Source organism: Rufibacter sediminis (genome assembly GCF_014269285.1).
In the GTDB taxonomy this organism is placed as follows: domain Bacteria; phylum Bacteroidota; class Bacteroidia; order Cytophagales; family Hymenobacteraceae; genus Nibribacter; species Nibribacter sediminis.
In genome coordinates, this window is sequence record NZ_JACOAF010000020.1 from 1 (window position 1) to 22,438 (window position 22,438).

Below are 22,438 nucleotides of genomic sequence, written 5' to 3' on the forward strand. Positions count from 1 at the left end.
CCCTCTCGGTCTCCGTTTCCCTTCCTTCCGGTAGGGGCTGCAAAGGTAGGGACTTTCTTCGATTCCGCAAGCCTGAGCAGCTTTTTTTCTTTTTTTCTCTTCCCAACCCGATCGGCTGAGCTTGCTTTCCTTAGCCTCTCTCTGGAAGCGGGTGCAAAGGTAAGAACTTTTTTCCTTTCTGCAACGCTTTCGAAAAACTTTTTTTTCTTTCCTCAATCCTTTCGACCAAGAAGCGCTTCCATCTTCGGCCCTGAGGCCTTGTCCCTGAAGCGGGCTGCAAAGGTAAGAAGAACTTCTCTCTCCGCAAGCAATCGGCAAAACTTTTTTTCGTCTCCGTGGCACCCGGTCGGCGCGTCAGACCCTCTCTGGAAGGGAGTGCAAAGGTAAGAAGAACTCCCGGAACCGCAAGGGGCAGGGGAAACTTTTTCTTTAACTTTCCGTCTACACTAAGTTCCTTCTCCCTCTCCTGCCGAGCGGGCTGCAAAGGTAAGGATCTTTCCCCGGGAAACAAGCGGCGCCTGCTGGTATGGCCGGTTTCACCGCCTCCTTGCCGTGGCCTAGGGAGTAACTATGTTCAGGATTAGGGAGTTCCCTAAGAGGAATATTTTTAAGTTTGTACACTTTACTATCTGTAATCGGTCATATACTATAGTAGTAAGGCAGTTTACTCTAAAGCCTTTCTCTACACGCATGCACTTCTGCTGCCCTGCTACTTTATTCTTGTATATATAGGACCACTATCTTTTCTCTCCACCTCTTGATTCTAAGCTGCTTTTAAGCTGGTGCTCTCTTTATAATATAGTCTCTATAATATAGAAGGAGAGGGAAAGGCCAGACAATGGAGGATGCAGGAAATAACTATCGCAGAAATCCTGAGGCTTGGAGTTCGACTTAAGGCACAATTCATACAGGACTTGCTTGAGATTGGCCGAGAACATGTTTGCCTAGATATCTGTTAACTGCAGACTGGATATAAATGGTGAATTTACTTTACTCTTTATAAAATAATGCTGAGGAGTTCAAGGAAGGCTATTAGATCAGGGTGACAGATGGAACTAGCGACGACTTTGAAGAAACCATCACCTTCAAAGCCAAGGAAGATTCTTGGTTAGCAAAAGCAGAAGAGGGAGCCCATAAGCTCCCTCTTCTGCTTTGTGGTGTTTGTTTTGAGACCATTTTTGACAGAACAGCCTCAAAACGCTTAGTGCGCCTGCAACCAGTTCTCGCCAGTGCCTAAGCCTACTTCCATAGGCACACTCAGCGGGAAGGCGTTTTTCATGAGTTCCTCAATTTTGGGCTGTACTACTGGTAATTCTTCCTTGAGTACATCAAACACCAATTCATCATGCACCTGCAAAATCATGCGGCTAGCCAGTTTCTCGTCGCGCAGCCACTGGTCAATGTTGATCATGGCAATCTTGATGATATCGGCGGCGGTGCCCTGAATAGGCGCGTTGATGGCGTTGCGTTCGGCGTAGCCACGTATGTTCTGGTTACGGGAGTTGATGTCCCGCAGGTAACGGCGGCGGCCCAGCAAGGTCTCCACAAACTCCTGGTCGCGGGCCTGGTTGATGGCACTGTCCATGTACTCTTTCACGGCCGGGAACTCTTGGAAATAGGCTTCAATGATCTCGGCGGCTTCACGGCGCGGGATGGCCAAACGCTCCGCCAAACCAAAGGCTGAGATACCATAGATGATGCCGAAGTTAATGGTCTTGGCCTTGCGGCGCATGTCTGAATCTACCTGATCTACGGGTACGTGGAACACCTTGGCCGCCGTAGAAGCGTGAATATCCAGACCGTTCTGGAACGCTTCTTTCATGGTGGCGTCATTGCTGAAATGCGCCATGATTCTCAGCTCAATCTGCGAATAATCCGCGGAAAGCAGCACGTGGTTCTCGTCCCTCGGCACAAATGCTTTCCTGATCTCGCGGCCTTTCTCCGTCCGGATGGGAATGTTCTGCAAGTTAGGATTAGTAGAGCTCAAACGCCCCGTAGCGGCTACAGCCTGGTTGTAGGACGTGTGCAGACGGTTATCCTCGTTGCAGACCAACGCCGGAAGCGCATCTACGTAGGTGCTCTTCAACTTGGTCAACTGCCGATGGTCCAAAATCAGCTGCACAATTTCGTGCTCAAAGGCTAGTTTGGAGAGAATCTCCTCGCCGGTAGCATATTGGCCGGTTTTGGTTTTCTTGATTTTGCTTCCGCCCAGACCCATGCGGTCAAACAGCACCTCGCCCAACTGCTTGGGGGACCCGATGTTGAATTCCATACCCGCCAGGTTGAAAATCTTCTGCTCAATTTCCTGGATGCTGGTTTGCAGCACAAGGGAAGATTCAGCCAATGCTTCGGCGTCAATGCTCACGCCTTCGCGCTCCATGTGCCCCAACACGCGCAGCAAGGGGTTCTCCACCTCATTGAAGAGGCGTTTCAGGCCTTGTTTTTCCAAAAGTGGGTCAAAGTAGTTTTTGAGCTGCAGGGTAATATCAGCATCCTCGCAGGCGTACTCGTAAATCTGGAGCGCCGGCAGTTTGTCCATGGTGAGCTGGTTCTTGCCTTTGCCCAGCAGCGTCTCAATAGCGATGGGCGTGTAGTGCAGGTACGTTTCGGCCAGCAGGTCCATGTTGTGGCGCATGTCGGGTTCCAAAAGGTAGTGGGCCAGCATGGTGTCATAGAGCGGTCCTTGCACGTCAATGCCGTAGCGCTGCAACACCACCAGGTCATACTTGATGTTCTGGCCAATTTTGGTGATGGCGGGGCTTTCCAGCACTTCCTTGAACTCCTGCACAATCTCGCGGGCGGCGTCCTCGTCTTTGGGCGGAACCGGAATGTAGTAGGCCTCACCGGGCAGGTAGCAGAACGAGATACCCACCAAACGCGCGGTAATGGCGTCAATGCTGGTGGTCTCGGTGTCAAAGGAAACTTCTTTCTGCAGCTTCAGGTATTTCAGCAGTTGTTGCCGCTGCTCGGGCGTGGTGAGCAGGTGGTATTCGTGCAGGGTGGTGTCAATGGTTTTGCGGATGCGCGGCGCGTAATCCTCGCCGGTTGCATTAAGGTCAGCGCCTTCTTCGGGCGCATTGGTTTCGGCGGCGGGCATGTCAAACAAAGACGTCTGCCCCATGGGCTTGTCAGATTTGAAGCCTTTGCCCACAGTGGGTTTGTTGCTCACGGGTTTGGGAACGGCGGGCGAAGCGGTGCCCAGCACGCGCGTGGCCAGTTGCCGGAACTCCAACTCGTCAAACAGGGCGGCCAGCTTGTCCATGTCCGGCCCATCGTAGCGCAGTCCTTCTTCGTCGAAGTCAATGGGCACGTCCAGGTGAATGGTCGCCAGTTCTTTGGACATGAGACCCTGCTCCGCGAAGTTCACCACGTTCTCTTTCTGCTTGCCTTTGAGCTCGTGTGCGTTGGCGATCAGGTTCTCCACCGAGCCGTATTTCTGGATAAGCGTTTTCGCGGTCTTTTCACCAATGCCGGGTATTCCGGGGATGTTATCCACGGCATCGCCCTGCAGACCCAGAATGTCGATGACCTGCTTCACGTCGCTGATTTCCCAGCGCTCCAGCACTTTGGGTTTGTCAATCACCTCAATGGCGTTACCCAGAAAGGCCGGTTTGTAGACGAAGACGTGGTCGGTGACCAGTTGGTAGTAGTCTTTATCAGGCGTCATCATGAAGACATCGTACCCGGCTTTTTCGGCTTTGCAGGAAAGCGTCCCGATGATGTCATCGGCCTCAAAGCCGTCCAGCATCATGCCGGGGATTCCAAACGCCTCCACAATCTTCTTCACGTACGGAATGGCGATGGAGATGTCCTCGGGCATGGCCTGGCGGTTAGCCTTATACTCCACGAAGGAATCATGCCGAAACGTCTTGGAAGGCGCATCATAGCACACGCCAATGTGGGTGGGCTTCTCGCGGTTAAGCAGGTCTACCAAGGTGTTGGTGAAACCCAGGGCAGCCCCGGTGTTCATGCCTTTGGAGTTGATTCTGGGGTTCTTGCTGAACGCGAAGTGGGCGCGGTAAATGAGCGCCATGGCGTCTAGCAGAAACAGGCGTTTATCTGGTGTACTCATAGGAAACGAAGGTACGGGCAAAGCCGCGGCTATGCAATGGTGTCTTTATATAACTACGGCGGCCGAAGAAAGTTGGCGGGGTTTGATTTAAGCCTGTTTTGACGAAAACAGGCCCAAAACGGAGTTAGTTGAAGACAGCCATACCTCCCAGGTTTTCAAAACCGATGCGGCCCCTCCGCTTAGCCCCGCCATTGCGCCTGCTCAAAAGACCTCGTAGCGGCGCACGACCTACGGGCGTCTACGGCAACTCCGTTTCAGGCCTTTTTTCGCTAAAACACCCCTAAAACATGGCTCTAAAGCAGAGAAGCACGCTGCCTGTAAATGCCCGGGCGGCAAGAATCTTTAGAACTAACCAATTATTTGGTTAGTTTTGCTAGTAGACCAAAACTAGCGAATCCATGCCTAAATTTAGATCTGGGGTTCTGTACGGAGATGAAGTGCAGGACTTATTTAAGTACGCCAACGATAATAACTTCGCCCTTCCGGCTGTCAACGTAATTGGTACCAACTCCATCAACGCGGTGCTGGAGACGGCTAAGGCGGTAAATTCTCCCGTAATCATTCAGTTTTCCCAAGGTGGCGCGCAGTTCTACGCGGGCAAAAGCCTGAGCAACGAAGGCCAAGCCGCCTCTATCGCCGGTGCTATCTCTGGCGCGCACCACGTGCACCAATTAGCCGAAGCCTACGGCGTGACCGTGGTGCTCCACACTGACCACGCTGCCAAGAAACTGTTGCCTTGGATTGACGGTCTGTTAGATGCCGGTGAGAAATTCTACGCCCAAAACGGCAAGCCCCTGTTCAGCTCCCACATGCTGGACCTTTCTGAGGAGCCCCTGGAAGAGAACATCGAAATCTCCGCCAAATACCTGGAGCGCATGGCCAAAATGGGCATGACCGTGGAGATTGAACTAGGCGTGACCGGCGGCGAGGAAGACGGCGTTGACAACTCTGATATTGACAGCGCACACTTATACACCCAGCCAGAGCACGTGGCCTACGCCTACGAAGAACTGGGCAAAGTGAGCCACAGGTTCACCGTAGCGGCCGCTTTCGGAAACGTGCATGGGGTGTACAAACCCGGTAACGTAGAGCTTCGTCCTGAAATCCTGAAGAATTCACAGGTGTACATTCAGGAGAAATTCGGCACGAAGGAAAATCCAGTGTATTTCGTATTCCACGGTGGTTCTGGTTCTGAGAAGGAGAAAATCAAGGAAGCCATTGAGTACGGCGCCATCAAGATGAACATTGACACTGACATGCAGTGGGCGTTCTGGGACGGCATCAAGAACTACTACGAAGGCAAGAGAGACTATCTGCAAGCCCAGATCGGAAACCCATCCGGCGAAGACAGCCCGAACAAAAAGTACTACGATCCCCGCGTATGGTTACGCGCCGGCGAAGAGACCTTTGTGACCCGCCTGAAAGAAGCCTTCGAAGACCTGAACTGCATCAACCGCAACGCATAATAATGTGCTGATTTTTTAATGTGCTGATGTGCTATCATCTCGCACGCCAACAGAAAAGCCGATCCTTGAGGATCGGCTTTTCTGTTTTAGATAAGATTCTCCCAAAGGGGAAATCCCATTTAGCGCAACATAAATTTGCTTAAAGGCCTTGGAAATGGCTCTGACAAAAAAATGTAGTGGCAATCCCTTGTGGTTGCCCTTTTTGATTTGAAGTGCAAACCCATTGTAAGATGTTTTGATCCCATTAACGAAAGATCTCTGATGTTCAGCATTCCTGATTTGAGCCCCTTTTCTAAAGAGCAGCCCCAAAAAAGCAAGGGCACCCTTAAGAGGTGCCCCTACCAATTATTTCTTCCTGAACTCAGGACTCAGAACTCAAGACTCAGAACTCGCGCGGCTACGCGCAGGCGATCTTGTCTACCCGGGTCTGGTGACGGCCCCCTTCAAACGGAGTGGTTAGGAATGCTTCCACCATCTCGCGGGCTACTTCTTCGCTCACGAATCTGGCGGGCACACATAATACGTTGGCGTTGTTGTGGGAACGGGCAAGCTCGGCCAGTTCTTTTTGCCAGCACAGCGCGGCTCTGATGCCGGCGTGCTTGTTGGCCGTGATGGCTACGCCGTTTCCGCTGCCGCAGAGCAGGATGCCCAATTCATACTCCTTATTCTCCACCGCCGTAGACAGCGGGTGCACGTAATCCGGGTAATCCACGGATGCCTCTGAGAACGGCCCGAAGTCCTTCACTTCATGGCCCAGTTCCTCCAGCTGTTGCTTCACCAGGCCTTTGTATTGGTATCCGGCGTGGTCGCCGCCTAATGCTATTTTCATCTTAGTTTCTTTTAAGAAGTAGCTTGTTCATTTAGTTTGGCCAAATCTCGCCGGCGCACCCACCAGGAGATGTTGATACTCACCTCGTAGAGCAGCAGCAGCGGAATGCCCATCAACGTCATACTTAATACGTCTGGCGGAGAAAGAATGGCGGCCACAAACGCAATCACCACAATGGCGTGCTTGCGGTAGATGCGCATGAGCTCCGGCGACAGAATACCCGCCCGCGACAGGAAGTACACAATCATGGGCAGCTCAAACATGATCCCGCAGGACAACACCAGCGTCACCAGCGTAGAGATGTAGGACGATAAGTCAAACTCGTTGGCAATACTAGGGTCTACCTGGTAAGAGGCCAGAAAGTTGATGGAGAGCGGCGAGACAATGAAGTACCCGAACAGCGAGCCCAGCAGAAACAGGAACGACACAAAGAAAACCGCTCCGCGCGAATTTTCCCGCTCATTGGGGTACAGGCCGGGTTTGATAAAGCGCCAGATCTCCCAGAACAGGTACGGAAAGCCCAACAACAAGCCAATCACAAACGAACTGGTCAGGTGCATGGTGAACTGCGAGGAAAGCTCGCGGCTCTGCAGCGTAAAGTCCAGCTTGTTGATGCACAGACCCGGCGAGTTGATGGCCGCGCCTACCTCACAGAGTTTCCGATAGGTAAAAAAATCGGTGCGGGAAGGCCCCAGGATAATGTCATGGAAGACAATCTCTTTGTTGGCCATGGCAATGCCCGTAAACACCACAATGGCCACGGCCGCACGGATCAAGTGCCACCTGAGAATCTCCAGGTGGTCCAAAAAGGTCATTTCATGCTCTTCTCCGCCGTGCGCTGCCACCTCTCCGGAACGTTGTGCCATTAGTTGCTTAGGGTTTAACAAATAAGCCGGACTGTCACAAGCTGGATTCTGCGCTGGCTCTCTTGGTCAAATGGCCAGAAGAACCAACGCAGCATCTTGTGTCTACGGTCTTGCTACCTGTGTCTTATTACTTAGTAATTGAACAACGGGAACTGTTGCATCCAGTTGTTGATTTCTTTTCTGGTCTCGGACAGAATGGTGTCATTGTCATGGTTCATGAGCACGCGGTCAATGTAGCCCACAATGCGGTCCATGTCCTGCTCCTTCAGTCCCCGGGTAGTTACGGCAGCCGAGCCGATTCGGATTCCGGAGGTCACAAATGGCGACTTATCGTCAAACGGCACCATGTTCTTGTTGATGGTGATATCAGCCTTGATCAAGGTGTTTTCGGCTAGTTTTCCGGTAAGGTCCTTAGAACGAAGATCGATCAGCATCAGGTGGTTATCGGTACCCGAGGAAATGATTTTGTATCTGCGGTCTACAAACGACTTCGCCAGCACCTGCGCGTTTTTCTGTACCTGCAGGGTGTATTCTTTGTAAGACGGCGAAAGTGCCTCGTGGAAAGCGACCGCTTTGGCGGCGATCACGTGCTCCAACGGTCCGCCCTGCGTGCCCGGGAAAACGCCGCTGTCTAAAAGGGAAGACATCATGCGCAGCTCGCCCTTCGGGGTTTTCAGGCCAAACGGGTTCTCGAAATCTTTCCGCATCATGATCATGCCGCCCCGTGGTCCGCGCAGGGTTTTGTGGGTGGTGGTGGTCACAATGTGGCAGAACTCAAACGGATCGTTCAACAGGCCGGTGGCAATTAAACCGGCGGGGTGGGAGATATCGGCTAATAACAGGGCGCCCACGGCATCAGCGGCTTCGCGCAAGGCTTTGTAGTTCCAGTCACGGGAATACGCCGAGGCCCCGCAGATGATCAGCTTTGGCTTTTCGCGCTCCGCTACCTCTCTTACTTTGGTCCAGTCAATCTCGCCGGTCTCGGGCTCCACGCCGTAGAACGATGGCTGGTACAGTTTGCCCGAGAAGTTCACCAAAGAACCGTGGGTCAGGTGACCGCCGTGCGATAAATCGAATCCCAGAATCTTATCGCCGGGGTTCAGGATGGCCAGCATCACGGCCGCATTGGCCTGCGCACCGGAGTGCGGCTGCACGTTCACCCATTCAGCCCCAAATAACTGCTTGGCGCGGTCAATGGCCAACTGCTCAGACTGGTCTACAATCTCGCAGCCGCCGTAATAGCGCTTGGCAGGCAGTCCTTCGGCGTATTTGTTGGTGAGCACACTGCCCATGGCTTCCATCACCTGGTCTGAGACAAAGTTCTCAGAGGCGATGAGTTCTATGCCATGCAGCTGGCGCTGATGCTCTTTCTGGATAAGATCAAAGATTTGGGAATCGCGTTGCATTGGTATTCTATTAGTGGGTGCCCAAAAGTACGGCCATTGCGGCAAATAACCAATGGTTTAGAAAGCAAGGAACCGAAGAGAAAACATAGCCCGGCGTTTGAAGGCCGTTTTCCCGAAAACAAGCAAAAAACCCCCAGGCATTGCCTGAGGGTTTCGTTGCACCGTAATGGTGGCCGATGTTTATTTCTTGAGAAGCCGCAGAGAAGTGATCTTGCCGTTGAGCTCTGTGAAGAGATAGTACATGCCCGGTTTCATTCTTGGATCAATTCTGATCTCCGTCTCTGATTTCCCTTTCGGTACCATCACTCTTTCAAACAGGCTTTCTTTGCCGTTGCTAGACAGAAGCTTGATGTTTAAGTCTCCGGCCTTGGGCGTGTTTACCGTAAGTTTGAGGTGGTCATTAAAGGGGTTAGGAGAAGCCTGTACTACCTGCACGCCACAGTTAAATCTCACCAGGATGATTCTGCTGTAGTATTTTCTGCCTTTTGCGTCATACATCTTCAGGCGGTAGTATCTTACGGTTTCCTGGCCCTTCTTGCTGTCTTGCAGCTCAAAGGCCTGGGACTGGTCAAGAGCAACTTTTCTCTGGAATTTGCCGATGATCTTAAAGTCATTTTTCAGCAGGTCAGTAGCCACTTCTACCTCGTAAGAGATGAATTTGCTTCTTGGCTTGGAGAACCACTTCAGCTTGATCATGTCACAGTTCACGGAGTCCTCTACCGGTTCAATCTCCTCATCTGGCTCGGGGATTTCCACTACCGGCTTAGAGGCCACAAAGTCAATGGCGGAGGAACCGTTGTGCAGGTAGTATTCCGTAAAATCAGTGATGCCCGTCAGTTCAGCGGTAAAGTAGTTTCCGGTGGAAGAGAAAGTGGCGGTTGTCACATGGTTGGTAGAAGAACCTGCCTCCACGTTGTCTGTGTAGTCACAGTTCTCAGAAGTTCCGGCGCTGCTGTAAGTGGTAAAAGACAGATCGTTCAACGATGAAACGGCAGTAACGGACGTTTTGTACGCTTCCACTTCTGACTGTAATCCGTAGAATCTGATTTTAACCGGCTTATCTGCGCTAGGCGCTACTGCAGATCTGATTCTCCAGTTTCTCGCTAAGGCCTGTACCTGCGCAGTTTCCGCATTGATCAGCGGACGGGCGTTATTGGCGCTCACGACAAAATCAATGGCAACTTCGCCTAGGCTGTTACCGCCATCATTGATTGAAGCCACTACCTCGCCCTCCAACTTCACCTCCTGCCAGATACCTGACCCGGTAGATACTACCGCCGCAGATGATTTGCACGCATCAAAATCGGTGGTGCTTTTAGGCGAATAGATGGTTGATCCGCAACCCAGGAAATTCCAACCGTTGGTGTTCCCGATTGATCGGCTCGATAGGCCCGCATAATAGGCTCCTCTTCCGGTGGCCGTTACGTCAGAGATGGTGAGGTAATCGGTACAAAAGCCATACGAGGAGAAGTTGAGGTTGGCCGTTTGGCCGAGCACCGAAGACTGGATATTGGTAATGGTACCTTCTCCAAAGGTGAAAAGGCTCTCAATGGTCTGGCTTTGGCCCGCCTCCAGAACAAGGGTGTTGCTTTCTGTAGCGACCTCCGCTTTGGGCAGGGTAATGCTCTTGAAGGTATTGCTTTGGTTCACATACGACTGAGGCCCGTAAAGTGTCACTAACCTGTACGACTTTCCGCCTCCGTTGAAGATATGGGTTTCGGGGCCGTTTAACGTAAAAGCCGCCGAATCTGCCTTCAGGTTCAGGGAAGGGGACACGTTCCAACTGCTCAGGTTGTCAAGGGCAGAACTGCCCAGGTCCAGAGATCTGGCGTTGTCACCAACAGAATTGAATGCGTTGATGGACAACGGATAGCCATTGGTCTTGAGAGTTCCCTGATTCAGGTTAATGGTTCCATTGGCGCTCACCCGAATCTGGCTTTTCAAATCCCAGCTACCGGAACCATCAAACGTCAAGACAGTTCCCGGGGCAAAGAGCCTTCCTTCAAAGTTAACCGGGGTGTTTTCAGCCTCTGATTTCAAATTCAGGAAAAAACCTTTCGTGCCGGTAAAAGTAAGATCCAAGTTTGCCTGTACCGCTCCGTGCACATTCAAGGTTTGGCCATTCCCGTCAAAGTTAGTAGCCCGGATGCCATTCCAGGAGATGTTGTTCACGTTTGCTTCTTTGTCTAGGGTAACTTTCTGGCCTGTGAATAAGAAAGAGTTGATGTCAAACACCACGTTGTCTACTGCGGTTGGCAATGTTTGATGCTTCTCTTTTCCACCGCTGGTAGTTGCCCAGTGCCCTATTTCGCTCCAGGCTCCGCTCCCGCGGTTATTCGTTCCAAATGGCACCCAGTAATAGGTTTTGCCAGCAGCGGTTGAATCTTCTACACTTGTTACTCCCAGCCCTTTGGCCATCCAGGTCAGGTTAGAGATGGATAGAATGGATTGGGTTGTCTTAAGGTGTTCTCCTTTGATGAAGAGACTAGTCCCATAACTAGAAGACATGCCCCCGCTGACCAATACCAGACTGAGGGCGAGGCACACCACCTCCTTTAAGCGAGTAAATGTTCTTATCATACGTTTTTAATAAAGGGTTAGGAATTGGGTTAAGAAACTGATGATGTTTTAAGAATAGTTCTACTGCTTACATGCTCTACAACTCACTCAAAGCATTATACTAAATGTTTATAGTTGGCTTTTCAGATATAGGTCCTCTATTCATATAGTGATAACTAATTCCCTTCTATGACCATTGAGAGAGCGACACAAGCTTAAATCAGCCAAATATATATACTAATATATACTATAATAATATATAGTCAATAGAACCTATATAGTATTTACTCTAATATAAATAATATTCTATATTATGTTTAGCAAGTGACACAAACCTTGCATCACGAACGGCCTGCCTTTTCGCTCCACCTGGTAAAAGCACTTAATTCTTCCATCAACAACTGTTTCCATTGCCAATAGCAGAAAGGAAGATGCTATTCTACCGCAGACCTTGATCATAACCTTCAGGGCATCCCACTTACCACAGAGCACCACTAAAGAGCATAAAAAAGGGGAGGCAAATGCCTCCCCTTTTTTAAAAATCAAAGTATCTACAACTATTTCTTGATCACTCTCAAGGTAGACACCTGGCCGTTTAATTCTGTTGAAAGGATGTATAAGCCAGCTCCAAGCGCTGCATTGTCCAGAGGAAGCTCAATGGTAGAGATTCCGCTTTCAACTGCAAATACTTTCTCAAAAGCTTTCTTGCCCGTCACGTAGTACAGAACAACAGTCATCTTGCCAGCTTTCTCAGCATCCACTTCCAGGTTAAGGACATTTGCATCATCAAATGGATTTGGATACGCTCTCACTGAAGCTGTGGCAACAGTTGCTGTGTTTTCTACCACAATGGTTTTGCTGTACTCCACACTGCCATCTAAATCAACTTGCTTCAAGCGGTAGTATGTCACTGCGTTGTTGGTTGACGTGCGATCTTCAGTTGCATAAGATGTGGCCGAAGCACTGTTCACCACCTTGCTGTTCACCCGCTGAATTGTCTTGAATTCTTTATCAGCTGGGTTTGCACTGGCTTGCACTTCAAAGTAGGCGTTGTTTCTTTCTGAAGCCGTAGTCCAGGTTAAAGCAACTCCGTTTGCTGTGTTCTTTCCGGCAAACTCCACTAATTCAACTGGAAGCGTTGTTGGCTCAAGCACTAAGAAGTTTGCCTGAGCGGTACCACCAGCTGTTGTTACAGTCATTGGTCCTGAAGTAGCACCTACTGGAACAGTCACTGTGATCGTGTTGATGTCCTCACTAATGTAATCAGGCGCGGCAGTCCCATTGAAGTCAATGGAAGTAATGTTGTTTAGGTTCTGGCCTTTTACAGTAATGACAGCTCCTACCAAACCAGAGTTTGGCGATAACGAAGTAATACTAGGCCCTACATAGAACATTGTTTGCGCCTCCCCGCCGTCGGTGGTCACCACCAGCGGACCCGAGGTCGCACCCACTGGCACAGTCACTTGAAGCTGCGTTCCGTCCTCACCCAGAGTTCCGTACTGGGTGGCAGCGATCCCGTTGAAGGTGATGCTCCGCACGCCCACCAGGTTGGTACCGTAGATGAGCAGGGGCTCGCCCACCGGCTTGGAGGATGAGGACAGTGAGGTGATGGTAGGAGCCGGAGGGGTCACGGTGAAGTCGGTGCCGCTTTCGGCGATTGTCTCGCCTTCTTCGTTCACGACCACTATTCTGCCCGTCACCGCGCCTTCAGGCACCCGGCCGGAGATGGAAGTCTCGGACGGTCTGTCCATCTCCTCGGCGAAGAGGACCTGGCCCGCCGCGTTGTAGAAGCCGATGCCGGCCACCTCAGGGAAGTTGGTGCCGTTCACGGTCACCAGCGTGCCGATTGGCCCGCGCTCTGGGCTGAATGAGGTGACAGCAGTTTCAATAATAAAATTAAACTGAGCCTCACCACCGTCAGTGGTCACCACCAACGGACCCGAGGTCGCGCCTGCGGGAATCGTTACCAATAACTGCGTTCCGTCCTCACCCAGAGTTCCGTACTGGGTGGCAGCGATCCCGTTGAAGGTGATGCTCCGCACGCCCACCAGGTTGGTACCGTAGATGAGCAGGGGCTCGCCCACCGGCTTGGAGGATGAGGACAGTGAGGTGATGGTAGGAGCCGGAGGGGTCACGGTGAAGTCGGTGCCGCTTTCGGCGATTGTCTCGCCTTCTTCGTTCACGACCACTATTCTGCCCGTCACCGCGCCTTCAGGCACCCGGCCGGAGATGGAAGTCTCGGACGGTCTGTCCATCTCCTCGGCGAAGAGGACCTGGCCCGCCGCGTTGTAGAAGCCGATGCCGGCCACCTCAGGGAAGTTGGTGCCGTTCACGGTCACCAGCGTGCCGATTGGCCCGCGCTCTGGGCTGAATGAGGTGACGATGATTCCAATAACAGTAAAGAAAGATTTTGCAGAACCTCCTGCAGTCGTTACAACCAGATCGCCTGTAGCTGCTTCATCTGGAACAATGACAATTAATTGATTACTGTTAACAGACATGAACTCAGAAGCAGTTACACCATTGAAGGTAATACTTCTGACCCCATCCAGATTTGAACCGTTTATAGTAACTTCTGTACCTATTGGTCCAGAAGATGGGCTAATGCTTGTGATAGAAGGAGCTGGTATGATTACTGTGAAATTAGTTTGAGCAGATCCTCCAAGGGTGGTAATCACCAAATTTCCTTGGCCTACCGCTGCCCCAGCAGGCACCCTTACTGTTAATTGTGTTGCGCTTACAAGCGTGTAGTCAGTTGCAGCTTGACCATTGATGGTGATACTTTGAAAATTATCCTTTTCAAAGTTTCTTCCGTTAACTGTAATCAATGTGCCAATTGGGCCAGACGTGGGAGTGATGGAGGTAATAGCTGGCGCTGGAATAATTGTAAAAGAGTTGCTAGAAGTAGTTGAGTGTAAAGCATTCTTCACAGTTATAGGGCCAGTAACAGATCCAGTTGGCACGCTAACAGTTATTCTGCCATCGTTTACTACAGTTAAATTACTGCTTGGTTTGTTAGAAGAAAATAAAACCTCTGTCGTGTTAATCAGGTTAGAGCCGTAGATGTCTACTGTTGTACCAAATCCGCCTGAGCTTGGAGTGAAAGAAGAAATAACAGCTGGTAAAATTGTTCCCGCACCTGTTAAGTTTACCACATAATTAGCTTCGTCTGAGTCATTGTTTCTGATTGTCAACGAAGCCTTCTTATCATATAAAGCGCTTGGTTTGAAAGCCACTTTAAAAGTGGTTTCTTCATTCGGCTGCAGCGTTCTTACAGAAGGGTATTCAACTATTTCGAACTGGCCTGATGGATCTTCGCTTGTGATAGACAAAGCAGGCTCTGCTTCTGGGGCTGTAAGCAGCAAAGGCTCCAAACCAATATTTTTAATAGTAAATGTGGTTGGGCTGCTTGTGGTCTTAACATTTTGTGAGCCAAAGGAATAAGCTGCTCCACCACTTACAAGAGTTTTACCAGATACGGTTACGTCTATCTCTGGAACTGTTGTTCTTTTGGTAATGCTTACCTGGTCAATGTAAACTCCTGTTGCACCACCTCCATTAGAATTTACTGAGACTAAACGAAATCGGATGCTTTTAGTGTCGGGCTTAAGGGAGGCGGTCATTATAGTGGAAGCGTTAAAGCCTTTAGCCGCTAAGCTAGTAAAAGAAGCTTCCGGTATTGGGTTATAAACTCCATTTATGGTAGATGCCTCTTCTACTACAAACTGCCCAGTGAAACCTTTGCTACTTGAGTTTGGGTTTGCCAAAAAAGTTAGCTTTTCCGGCCTATCTGAAAAGTTTACTTGAACAATAGACTCAACTACATTGAAATTAGCAACAGAGGAAGATGCTGTATTTTGCGCTGGGTCTGAGTCTGGAAGAGCAGTGTTGGTTAAGTTAGTAAATGACGGGTCACTTCCTAAACCTAAATGGGACCAACCTACTACTGTTGACGGGGAAGTTAAAGGACCTTTCCATTTACCACTATAAGAGGTAGGTAAACTAGTTGTTGCAGTTCCAAGTATCTGCCCCTGCACCTCTAGCATAGGCATGAACCCTAACAGGATCAAGACAAAAAATAGCCAGACCCTGCTTGCATTGTTTTCCCCGGAAGCACTTCTTCTGAGTAAATTTTTCTCCATAAACGCTACTTTAAAATTGATAAACCTATTTTTTATTGTAATTCTCTGTTTTTCTCACTCAAGGCCCATCCCATAAACAGTCAATTCCTTGATTGCCTATTCAAATATTTCTAATCTATAAATTAGCAAATATTAAGAAAAGGTTATATTTAAAGACGGCCTTATACGGGTAAAATTACTAGAATGTTTAAGATTGTCTAAATATTTAGTATAATTTTTTTGCCATTGGATTTATTGCATTCATTCATTCCAATTCAGCTAAATTGCGCTGGGAGCTTTAAAAGGCCTATTTAGAGAAGAAGGAAACGCATAATCTATTTATTATAACAATAATTATTATAACTATTCTAATTATATATAAAACAACTAAAATATTATATATAAAATATTATAATTTACTTGACCTTGATTTCATAAGGCTGCTCTTGATTTTTCAAGAAGAATAATTCTATTTTATCTAAATCAAAGGCGCACAGGTGTCCGAATTGTGCGTTCCGGTAATAGACACAGCCGGCATCTAAATTGATAGCGGGTCTTTTCCGGCTGATGGCGTTTTCAATGGTAGATAGAGGGACGGGAAGATGTCCGTGGAGGAGCCTCCGCCCGCCGAGTTTGGCCAGGGAAGGTTGCATGTGTTTGGTATTCAGGAGAAGATGATTACTGGAAAGAAGGGGATTGGAAAGGGTGAAGTCTAAGCCGGCATGCACCAGGAGGTAATCATCCAGCAAGACCAGGAGGGGCAACGACCTTATAAAGGAGATATACTCTGACGCGATGTCTTTGAAGCAGGTGACCTCAAAATTACGAAGGGTTTTCTGCTTCTCGGCCTCGGGGAGCCAGACGGTGTGCTCGCCTTTGTCTATGGCGTCTAACAACAGTTGATCATGGTTGCCCCGGAGGCAAGTCAGGCGGTAGCCTTGGCGTTGCAGTGAGAAGATGTAGTCCATTACTCCTTTGCTATCAGGGCCTTTGTTGATGTAATCTCCCAGAAGATAGAGATGGTCGTGGGGCTTTAGCTTGATGACGTCTTTCACCATCGTCCGGAAGGTAACCAGACAACCATGAATATCAGAGATCGCGTAGCGGGCCATAGAAGCAAAGGTTAAATTAAAAAAGCGGTTGGGGAGGAAGGCGCTCAGTCTGATGCGCTGATTTACAAAGCATCTTAACTAGGAACGGTTCAGAGGCAGCAGCTCTCAGGCTATCTATTTTAGGGCCGTTTTGGCGAAACTGCCCCTAAAACGGCACAAAAAAGCACCTCCGGGACAGGAGGTGCTTTTTCTCTTCCAGTGAAGAACCAGATCAAGAGCCGCCGTAGCTGGGCTTGTTGATGTCTGGCTTATGCAGATTGCGGTTAGGGTGGGTGATAGCCTCCGGAACCGGCTGCTCGTTTTCATCCAGGTGCTTGGCCACAATTTCCTCACTGCGGTCAATGGCATCCGGCCCGCCGGTGGTCTTCATTCCAGCTTTGCTGGTGCCATGGTTGGTAGGGTCACCTTTCTGGGACTTAGAATCGTGGCTGGTGTTCTTGCTTTTATATGGCATGAGTTCCTCCTTTTCTATTTGGTTAAACAATCAATCAGGTTAAAAATAGCATCAGGTGCCGCGGCCTTCGCCATCGGTGCGCATGTTGTCTTTGGGATGCTCGTTGCTGTCGGCCTCCTCGTTCACGCTCACGCCGGTTGGTCCGTCAGAGCTGTCTGAGCCGTAGCCTTCCTTGCCGTCGCGGTTCCCGAAACCACCTCGCTGCGCCTCGTTCTTGGGCGGATCAGCACCCGGTATTATATGTCCTGCCATCATGTCTTCCATGTTGGTGGCGGTATCATCTATTACCCGCACCGGACGGTCGTGTCCGTTAGGGTGGTCGTTATTGTCAGTTGCCATAGGCGTTTGTTGTTAGAGGTGATAAGTCTCCCTTTTTACTGCTTTCCACGTGGAAAGGTTGAGCATTACCCGCCTATCTGCTCGCCGCCGTTCACGTGAATGGTTTGTCCGGTGATGTAGGAAGCGTCCTCGGAGGCCAGGAACACATAGGCGGGCGCGACCTCAGAAGGCTGCCCCAGACGCCCCAGCGGCTGATCTTTCCCGAATTCGCCCACTTTCTCCAGTGTGGCCGGAATCAGCGGAGTCCAGATTGGCCCTGGAGCCACCGCGTTCACCCTGATGCCTTTTTCGGCCAGGTTAGAAGCCAGGGAACGGGTGAAAGACGTGATCGCGCCTTTGGTAGCGGAGTAGTCCATGAGGTGATCTGAGCCGCGGTACGAGGTGATGGACGTGGTATTGATGATGGCATCGTCCTTCTGGAGATGGTTCAAGGCCGCCTGCGCCACATAGAAATACGCAAAGATGTTGGTTTTGAAGGTTTTCTCCAGCTGTTCCGAAGTGATCTCGCGCAGGTCTTCCTTCTCGTGCTGCTCGGCGGCGTTGTTCACCAGAATGTTGAGCCCGCCTAGTTCTTTCACCGCCTGCTCCACACTTTGCTTGCAGAACTTCTCGTCGCGCAGATCGCCGGGAATGAGCACGCACTTGCGACCTTCCTTCTCCACCATCTGCTGGGTGTCTTTGGCGTCCTGGTCCTCGTTCAGGTACACGATGGCCACATCGGCCCCCTCGCGGGCGAAATGCACGGCCACCGCCCGGCCAATCCCGCTGTCGCCGCCGGTAATCAAGGCTTTTTTGCCCTTCAGCTTGTCGCTGCCTTTGTAATTCTTCCGGATGACGATAGGCTCCGGGGTCATTTCATGCTCTAAGCCGGGTTGGCTCTCCTGATGCTGGTCTGGAACTTCTTTCGGTTTCTCGGTTGCCATTGGTTTATCGGTTTTCGGTTTTACGTTCAGGTCTGCCCTCTGAGGCCAAGTAGCTCTTGCGCGCCGGAGGGCAGAGTATGAATTACGGAGAAGCCGAAAGGAAGAGCCACGTTTTCGCATCGTTTTCCCGAAAAGAGAGTACAAACACGGAGGCGCCGTAGAGCAGGAAGCCTCTGAAAAGCAACGTAATTTCCATCCTGCAGAACCTTCTTTATGTGGACAGAACAAGACAACCACCTCACCCGCAGCTTCACGTTCAAGGATTTCAAGGAAGCCTTCGCCTTCATGACCGACGTGGCGGCCGTGGCCGAGGAAATAGACCATCACCCGTGGTGGAGCAACAGCTACAACAAAGTAAAAATCAGGCTCACCACCCATGACGCGGGCCATACCGTCACCCAGCGCGACCACGTGCTGGCGCAGCGCATTGATGCCCTGGCCGAGCGCTACGGCGTGTAGTGCTTGTTTTGAGCGCCTTTTCCTAAAAACAGCCCCAAAACAGACCACCTAACTCTGAACTCGAGACTCAGAACTCAGGACTGAAATATTCCCTATCTTTGAGCTATGGCCGAACCCGTAGAAGAGACCAGTCTGTATTTAGTGCCCACGCCCATCGGGAACCTGGAGGACATCACCCTTCGGGCCATCCGGATTCTCAAAGAAGTGGATGTGGTGCTCGCCGAGGACACCCGCACCAGCGGCAAACTGTTGAACCACCTGGGCATTGACAAGCGCATGCACAGCCACCACCTGCACAACGAGCACAAAGCCGTGGCGCACCTGGTGGAACGTCTGAAGAAAGGCGAAAAGATGGCCATGGTCTCGGATGCCGGCACACCCGGTATCTCGGACCCCGGTTTTCTGCTGGTGCGCGCCTGCGTGCAGGAAGGCATCAAGATTGAGTGTCTGCCCGGCCCTACCGCGTTTGTGCCCGCCCTGGTGAAATCCGGCTTCAGTACAGATAGGTTCACGTTTGAAGGCTTTCTGCCCATCAAGAAAGGGCGGCAGACGCGGTTGCAGAGCCTGGCCCAGGAAGAGCGCACCATGATTTTCTACGAGTCGCCGCACCGGGTTTTAAAGACGCTGGAGCAGTTCAAGGAAGTGTTCGGGGCGGAGCGCATGGTCTCGGTGAGCCGTGAAATAAGTAAAATGTTCGAGGAAACCCTCAACGGCACCCTGGAAGAGATGGTGCAGACGTTTACCACCAAAGCAATCAAAGGAGAATTTGTCATTGTTGTCCAAGGAAACAAATAATCGTTTTTACCTCCCGGGGCTGGCGTTCCTAAGCGCCTTTCTGCTGTGGTTGGGTTGGCCGGTGAAACCACTGGCTATTTTCTTGTTTATCGGGTGGGTACCGTTCCTGTTGCTGGAAAAGGCCATTTCTGAAAAAACGGCCCCCAAACGCGGGCGCACGTTCTTCAAGCACGCGTACCTGCTGCTGCTACTCTGGAACATCTTCACCACGTATTGGGTGAGTTACTCCACGCTGGGCGGCGGCATTGCGGCCGTAGTGTTCAACGCGCTGTTCATGATGATGCCCATGATGGCTTTCTTCTGGACCAAACGCGCCGCAGGCCGCACCATCGGGTATTTGAGTTTGCCGATTTACTGGATCGCGTTTGAGCAGTTTCACCTGAACTGGGATTTAAGCTGGCCCTGGCTTACGCTGGGCAACGGCTTTGCTTCGCTGCCCAGCTGGGTGCAGTGGTATGAGTACACCGGCTTTCTGGGCGGATCGCTCTGGGTATGGGCTGTGAATTTGCTGGTCTTCTTCGCCCTGACTTCCGCCAAAAAAGGGGCAGGCAAATGGCTGGCCCCGGTACTCACGTTTGCCTTGCCATTGGTGATTTCCTTCGTCATCGGGAGTCAATACCAGGAGAAAGGCGAGCTGGCCGAGGTGGTGGTGGTGCAGCCTAACTTTGACCCCTATAAAGAGAAATTTGAAGGGGGCGAAGGCTATGTCCCGTTTGAGCAGCAGTTCGCCCGCATGCTCAAGCTTTCTGAGGAGCAGATCACACCCAACACCCGCTTCGTGCTCTGGCCCGAGACGTCCATCAGCAACGGCCTCAATTGGGAAGAAGACTTTGCGCGGAGCCCGGTGAGCTATGCCTTGCGCGATTTCCTGAACCGCCATCCCGGCCTGGAGTTGGTGTCCGGCATTACCTCGGCGCGGCTGTACCCAGATTCTACCCAGAAGAGCGGCACCGCCCGTTTCCATGAGCAGGTGGGCTATTACGATGTCTTTAACGCGGCCTTGCACTTCAAACCATCCGGGCAGCACGAGTTCTACCACAAGTCCAAACTGGTGCCGGGCGTAGAGAAGACGCCGTATCCGGGCGTGTTCAAGGCGTTGAAAATGTTCTCCATTGATCTGGGCGGCATTGCGGGCAACATGGGCACGCAGGAAACTCGGTCCATCTTCACGCACAGTCAAAACCCGAAACTGGTAGGAGCACCCGTGGTCTGCTATGAATCCATCTACGGCGAGTACGTGAGCGAATACGTGCGCAACGGGGCCAGTGCCATTTTCATCATCACCAACGATGCCTGGTGGAGCGACAGCCCGGGCTACAAGCAGCATTTAGCCTACGCTTCCCTGCGAGCCATTGAAACCAGACGGGACGTGGCGCGTTCAGCTAATACGGGCATCTCGGGGTTCATCAACCAGAAAGGCGAGCTATTGCAGAAATCGGGGTGGTGGGTGCCGGCGGCCCTGCGCAGCCAGATCAGGTTCAACCAGGAGCAGACGTTTTACACCCGTTACGGCGAGTTCATTGGGCACGGCACGCAGTGGTTGGCCCTGGGGCTGGCGGTGCTGGCCGTAGTGCTCGGGTTTACGCGGCGCGGCGCAAAGCCGGGAGCCGCCGTTGTATAGTTTCCGTTTTGAGGTTCTTTTTAAGAAATCGACCTTAAAACGTGTACATGAGTATAGTGCGCCTTGCTTGCTTTTTGGCAAGAGGTTCAGATAACTAAAAAAATAGACATGACAGATTTTTCCGCGCTCCGCGATCAGGTAGTACAGCTCACCAAGGAGGTAGGCAAGTTCATCTTCAACGAGGCCGCTAATTTCGATGTCTCCAAGCTGGAGCACAAGGGCCTGAACAACCTAGTCTCGTACGTAGACAAAGAAGCCGAGCAGCGTTTAGTGGCCGGTTTAGAGAAATTCCTGCCGGAGGCGGGCTTCATCACCGAGGAGGAAACAAAATCAGAGCAAGGTGAGGAGTTCAACTGGATCATCGATCCGCTGGACGGCACCACCAACTTCATCCACGGCTTGCCGGTGTACTCGGTGAGTATTGCCTTGATGCAGCACGACGAGCTGGTGATAGGCGTGGTCTATGACATTACCCGTGACGAGTGCTACCACGCCGTAAAAGGCGGTGGCGCGTACTGCAACGACAAGAAGATCTCGGTTTCCGGGGCTCCTACCTTAGGCGATTCATTAATTGCCACCGGTTTCCCGTACTACAGCTTTGACTTGATGCAGAAATACCTGCAGGTGATGGGCTCGTTCATGCAAAGCTGCCACGGCGTGCGCCGATTGGGTTCAGCTGCGCTAGATCTGGCTTACGTGGCCTGCGGCAAGTTTGAAGGCTACTTTGAGTTCAACATCAACTCGTATGACGTGGCCGGCGGTGCGCTGCTGGTGCAGGAAGCCGGTGGTCAGGTCACCGATTTCAGGGGCGGCAAGAACTTTGTGTTCGGGCGCGAGATCTGCGTGAGCAACAGCCCGGCGGTGCAGCAGGAAATGCTGAAACTCATTGAACCGTTCTGGAAAGCATAAGCATTGCTGGAGGCGTTTAGAGGCTGTTTTCCGTAAAAGCGCCTCTAAACGCAATCTGGTAGTTTCAACGGGGAAACTACCAGATTGCGGCGCATCGGTTAAACTATTTCTACCTTTGCCAGCGTTAGGCTAGTGTTATGGTACAGGAAATCATCATCATTTTCGTTTTTCTGCTGGCGGCTGGTTATCTGCTGCGGCTAGGGTACAAAAGCTTTTTCTCTAAAGAAGCAGGCTGCGCCAAAGGCTGCGGCGGCGGTTGTTCCACCATTGACCTGGCCAAGATTCAGCGCGAGATAGAAGCCCGGCAGGCGCTTAAATAATTTCTTTCAGCCCGTGAAAACAGCAGAAGCCGCCTCTTAAGGGAGACGGCTTCTGCTGTTTTCACGGGCTGCCTGCTTTCAGGGTGTTTTCTGAAAATCAGGCGTTAAACGGCTCTCTGGCCAGAAAGGCGTTTGTTTCCATGTCCCTACATCGGAAATCTAAATATCATTTTCTTTGAATATAGCT

General features: G+C 51.2%; 16 protein-coding genes. 6 read left to right on the forward strand and 10 right to left on the reverse strand.

Annotation, left to right across the window (positions count from 1 at the left end; all coding sequences use genetic code 11):
* Window positions 1-1,201: 1,201 nt before the first annotated feature.
* Complete coding sequence (gene polA / locus H7U12_RS06730) at window positions 1,202-4,072, reverse strand: DNA polymerase I (protein ID WP_186634932.1); 2,871 nt, start codon at window positions 4,070-4,072, stop codon at window positions 1,202-1,204.
* Between the two features lie 398 nt (window positions 4,073-4,470).
* On the opposite strand from polA, the gene fbaA reads away from it, so the two are divergent.
* A complete protein-coding gene (gene fbaA / locus H7U12_RS06735) occupies window positions 4,471-5,538 on the forward strand; it encodes a class II fructose-bisphosphate aldolase (RefSeq protein WP_186634936.1) in 1,068 nt (355 codons plus the stop codon).
* Between the two features lie 397 nt (window positions 5,539-5,935).
* On the opposite strand, the gene rpiB is transcribed toward fbaA, so the two are convergent.
* The 9 genes from rpiB to H7U12_RS06780 form a co-directional block, all read right to left on the reverse strand.
* Entirely contained in the window at window positions 5,936-6,367 is a 432-nt protein-coding gene (gene rpiB / locus H7U12_RS06740) for a ribose 5-phosphate isomerase B (RefSeq protein WP_186634939.1), read from the reverse strand.
* Window positions 6,368-6,378: 11 nt separating this feature from the next.
* Entirely contained in the window at window positions 6,379-7,233 is an 855-nt protein-coding gene (gene tatC / locus H7U12_RS06745; RefSeq protein WP_241749204.1) for a twin-arginine translocase subunit TatC, read from the reverse strand.
* A gap of 131 nt (window positions 7,234-7,364) precedes the next feature.
* The gene (locus H7U12_RS06750; RefSeq protein ID WP_186634942.1) at window positions 7,365-8,639 is read right to left on the reverse strand and encodes a serine hydroxymethyltransferase; all 1,275 of its coding nucleotides are present in this window, start codon (window positions 8,637-8,639) and stop codon (window positions 7,365-7,367) included.
* Window positions 8,640-8,819: 180 nt separating this feature from the next.
* The gene (locus tag H7U12_RS06755) at window positions 8,820-11,219 is read right to left on the reverse strand and encodes a hypothetical protein (RefSeq protein WP_186634945.1); all 2,400 of its coding nucleotides are present in this window, start codon (window positions 11,217-11,219) and stop codon (window positions 8,820-8,822) included.
* A 536-nt stretch (window positions 11,220-11,755) separates the two neighbouring features.
* On the reverse strand, window positions 11,756-15,340 hold the full coding sequence (locus H7U12_RS06760; protein WP_186634948.1) for an IPT/TIG domain-containing protein: 3,585 nt from the start codon (window positions 15,338-15,340) through the stop codon (window positions 11,756-11,758).
* Between the two features lie 395 nt (window positions 15,341-15,735).
* The gene (locus tag H7U12_RS06765) at window positions 15,736-16,431 is read right to left on the reverse strand and encodes a metallophosphoesterase (RefSeq protein WP_186634950.1); all 696 of its coding nucleotides are present in this window, start codon (window positions 16,429-16,431) and stop codon (window positions 15,736-15,738) included.
* A 211-nt stretch (window positions 16,432-16,642) separates the two neighbouring features.
* Window positions 16,643-16,885 (reverse strand): hypothetical protein, encoded by a 243-nt coding sequence (locus H7U12_RS06770; protein WP_186634953.1) that lies wholly within the window; start codon window positions 16,883-16,885, stop codon window positions 16,643-16,645.
* Window positions 16,886-16,936: 51 nt separating this feature from the next.
* Entirely contained in the window at window positions 16,937-17,224 is a 288-nt protein-coding gene (locus H7U12_RS06775) for a hypothetical protein (protein WP_186634956.1), read from the reverse strand.
* Between the two features lie 65 nt (window positions 17,225-17,289).
* The gene (locus tag H7U12_RS06780) at window positions 17,290-18,147 is read right to left on the reverse strand and encodes an SDR family oxidoreductase (RefSeq protein ID WP_186634959.1); all 858 of its coding nucleotides are present in this window, start codon (window positions 18,145-18,147) and stop codon (window positions 17,290-17,292) included.
* A gap of 213 nt (window positions 18,148-18,360) precedes the next feature.
* Here H7U12_RS06780 and H7U12_RS06785 point away from each other — a divergent pair, with 213 nt between their 5' ends.
* The 5 genes from H7U12_RS06785 to H7U12_RS06805 all read left to right on the forward strand — a co-directional run bounded on the left by H7U12_RS06785 (window position 18,361) and on the right by H7U12_RS06805 (window position 22,251).
* Complete coding sequence (locus H7U12_RS06785; RefSeq protein WP_186634962.1) at window positions 18,361-18,606, forward strand: 4a-hydroxytetrahydrobiopterin dehydratase; 246 nt, start codon at window positions 18,361-18,363, stop codon at window positions 18,604-18,606.
* Window positions 18,607-18,711: 105 nt separating this feature from the next.
* Window positions 18,712-19,401 (forward strand): 16S rRNA (cytidine(1402)-2'-O)-methyltransferase, encoded by a 690-nt coding sequence (gene rsmI / locus H7U12_RS06790; protein WP_123128574.1) that lies wholly within the window; start codon window positions 18,712-18,714, stop codon window positions 19,399-19,401.
* Complete coding sequence (gene lnt, locus H7U12_RS06795) at window positions 19,373-21,022, forward strand: apolipoprotein N-acyltransferase (protein WP_241749206.1); 1,650 nt, start codon at window positions 19,373-19,375, stop codon at window positions 21,020-21,022. Before rsmI ends, lnt begins: the two co-directional genes overlap by 29 nt.
* Before the next feature lie 108 nt (window positions 21,023-21,130).
* Window positions 21,131-21,931 carry an inositol monophosphatase family protein gene (locus H7U12_RS06800; protein ID WP_186634965.1) on the forward strand — a complete coding sequence of 267 codons (801 nt, stop codon included), beginning with the start codon at window positions 21,131-21,133 and terminating at the stop codon, window positions 21,929-21,931.
* 137 nt (window positions 21,932-22,068) lie between these two features.
* A complete protein-coding gene (locus tag H7U12_RS06805) occupies window positions 22,069-22,251 on the forward strand; it encodes a FeoB-associated Cys-rich membrane protein (RefSeq protein ID WP_186634968.1) in 183 nt (60 codons plus the stop codon).
* Window positions 22,252-22,438 lie beyond the last annotated feature (187 nt).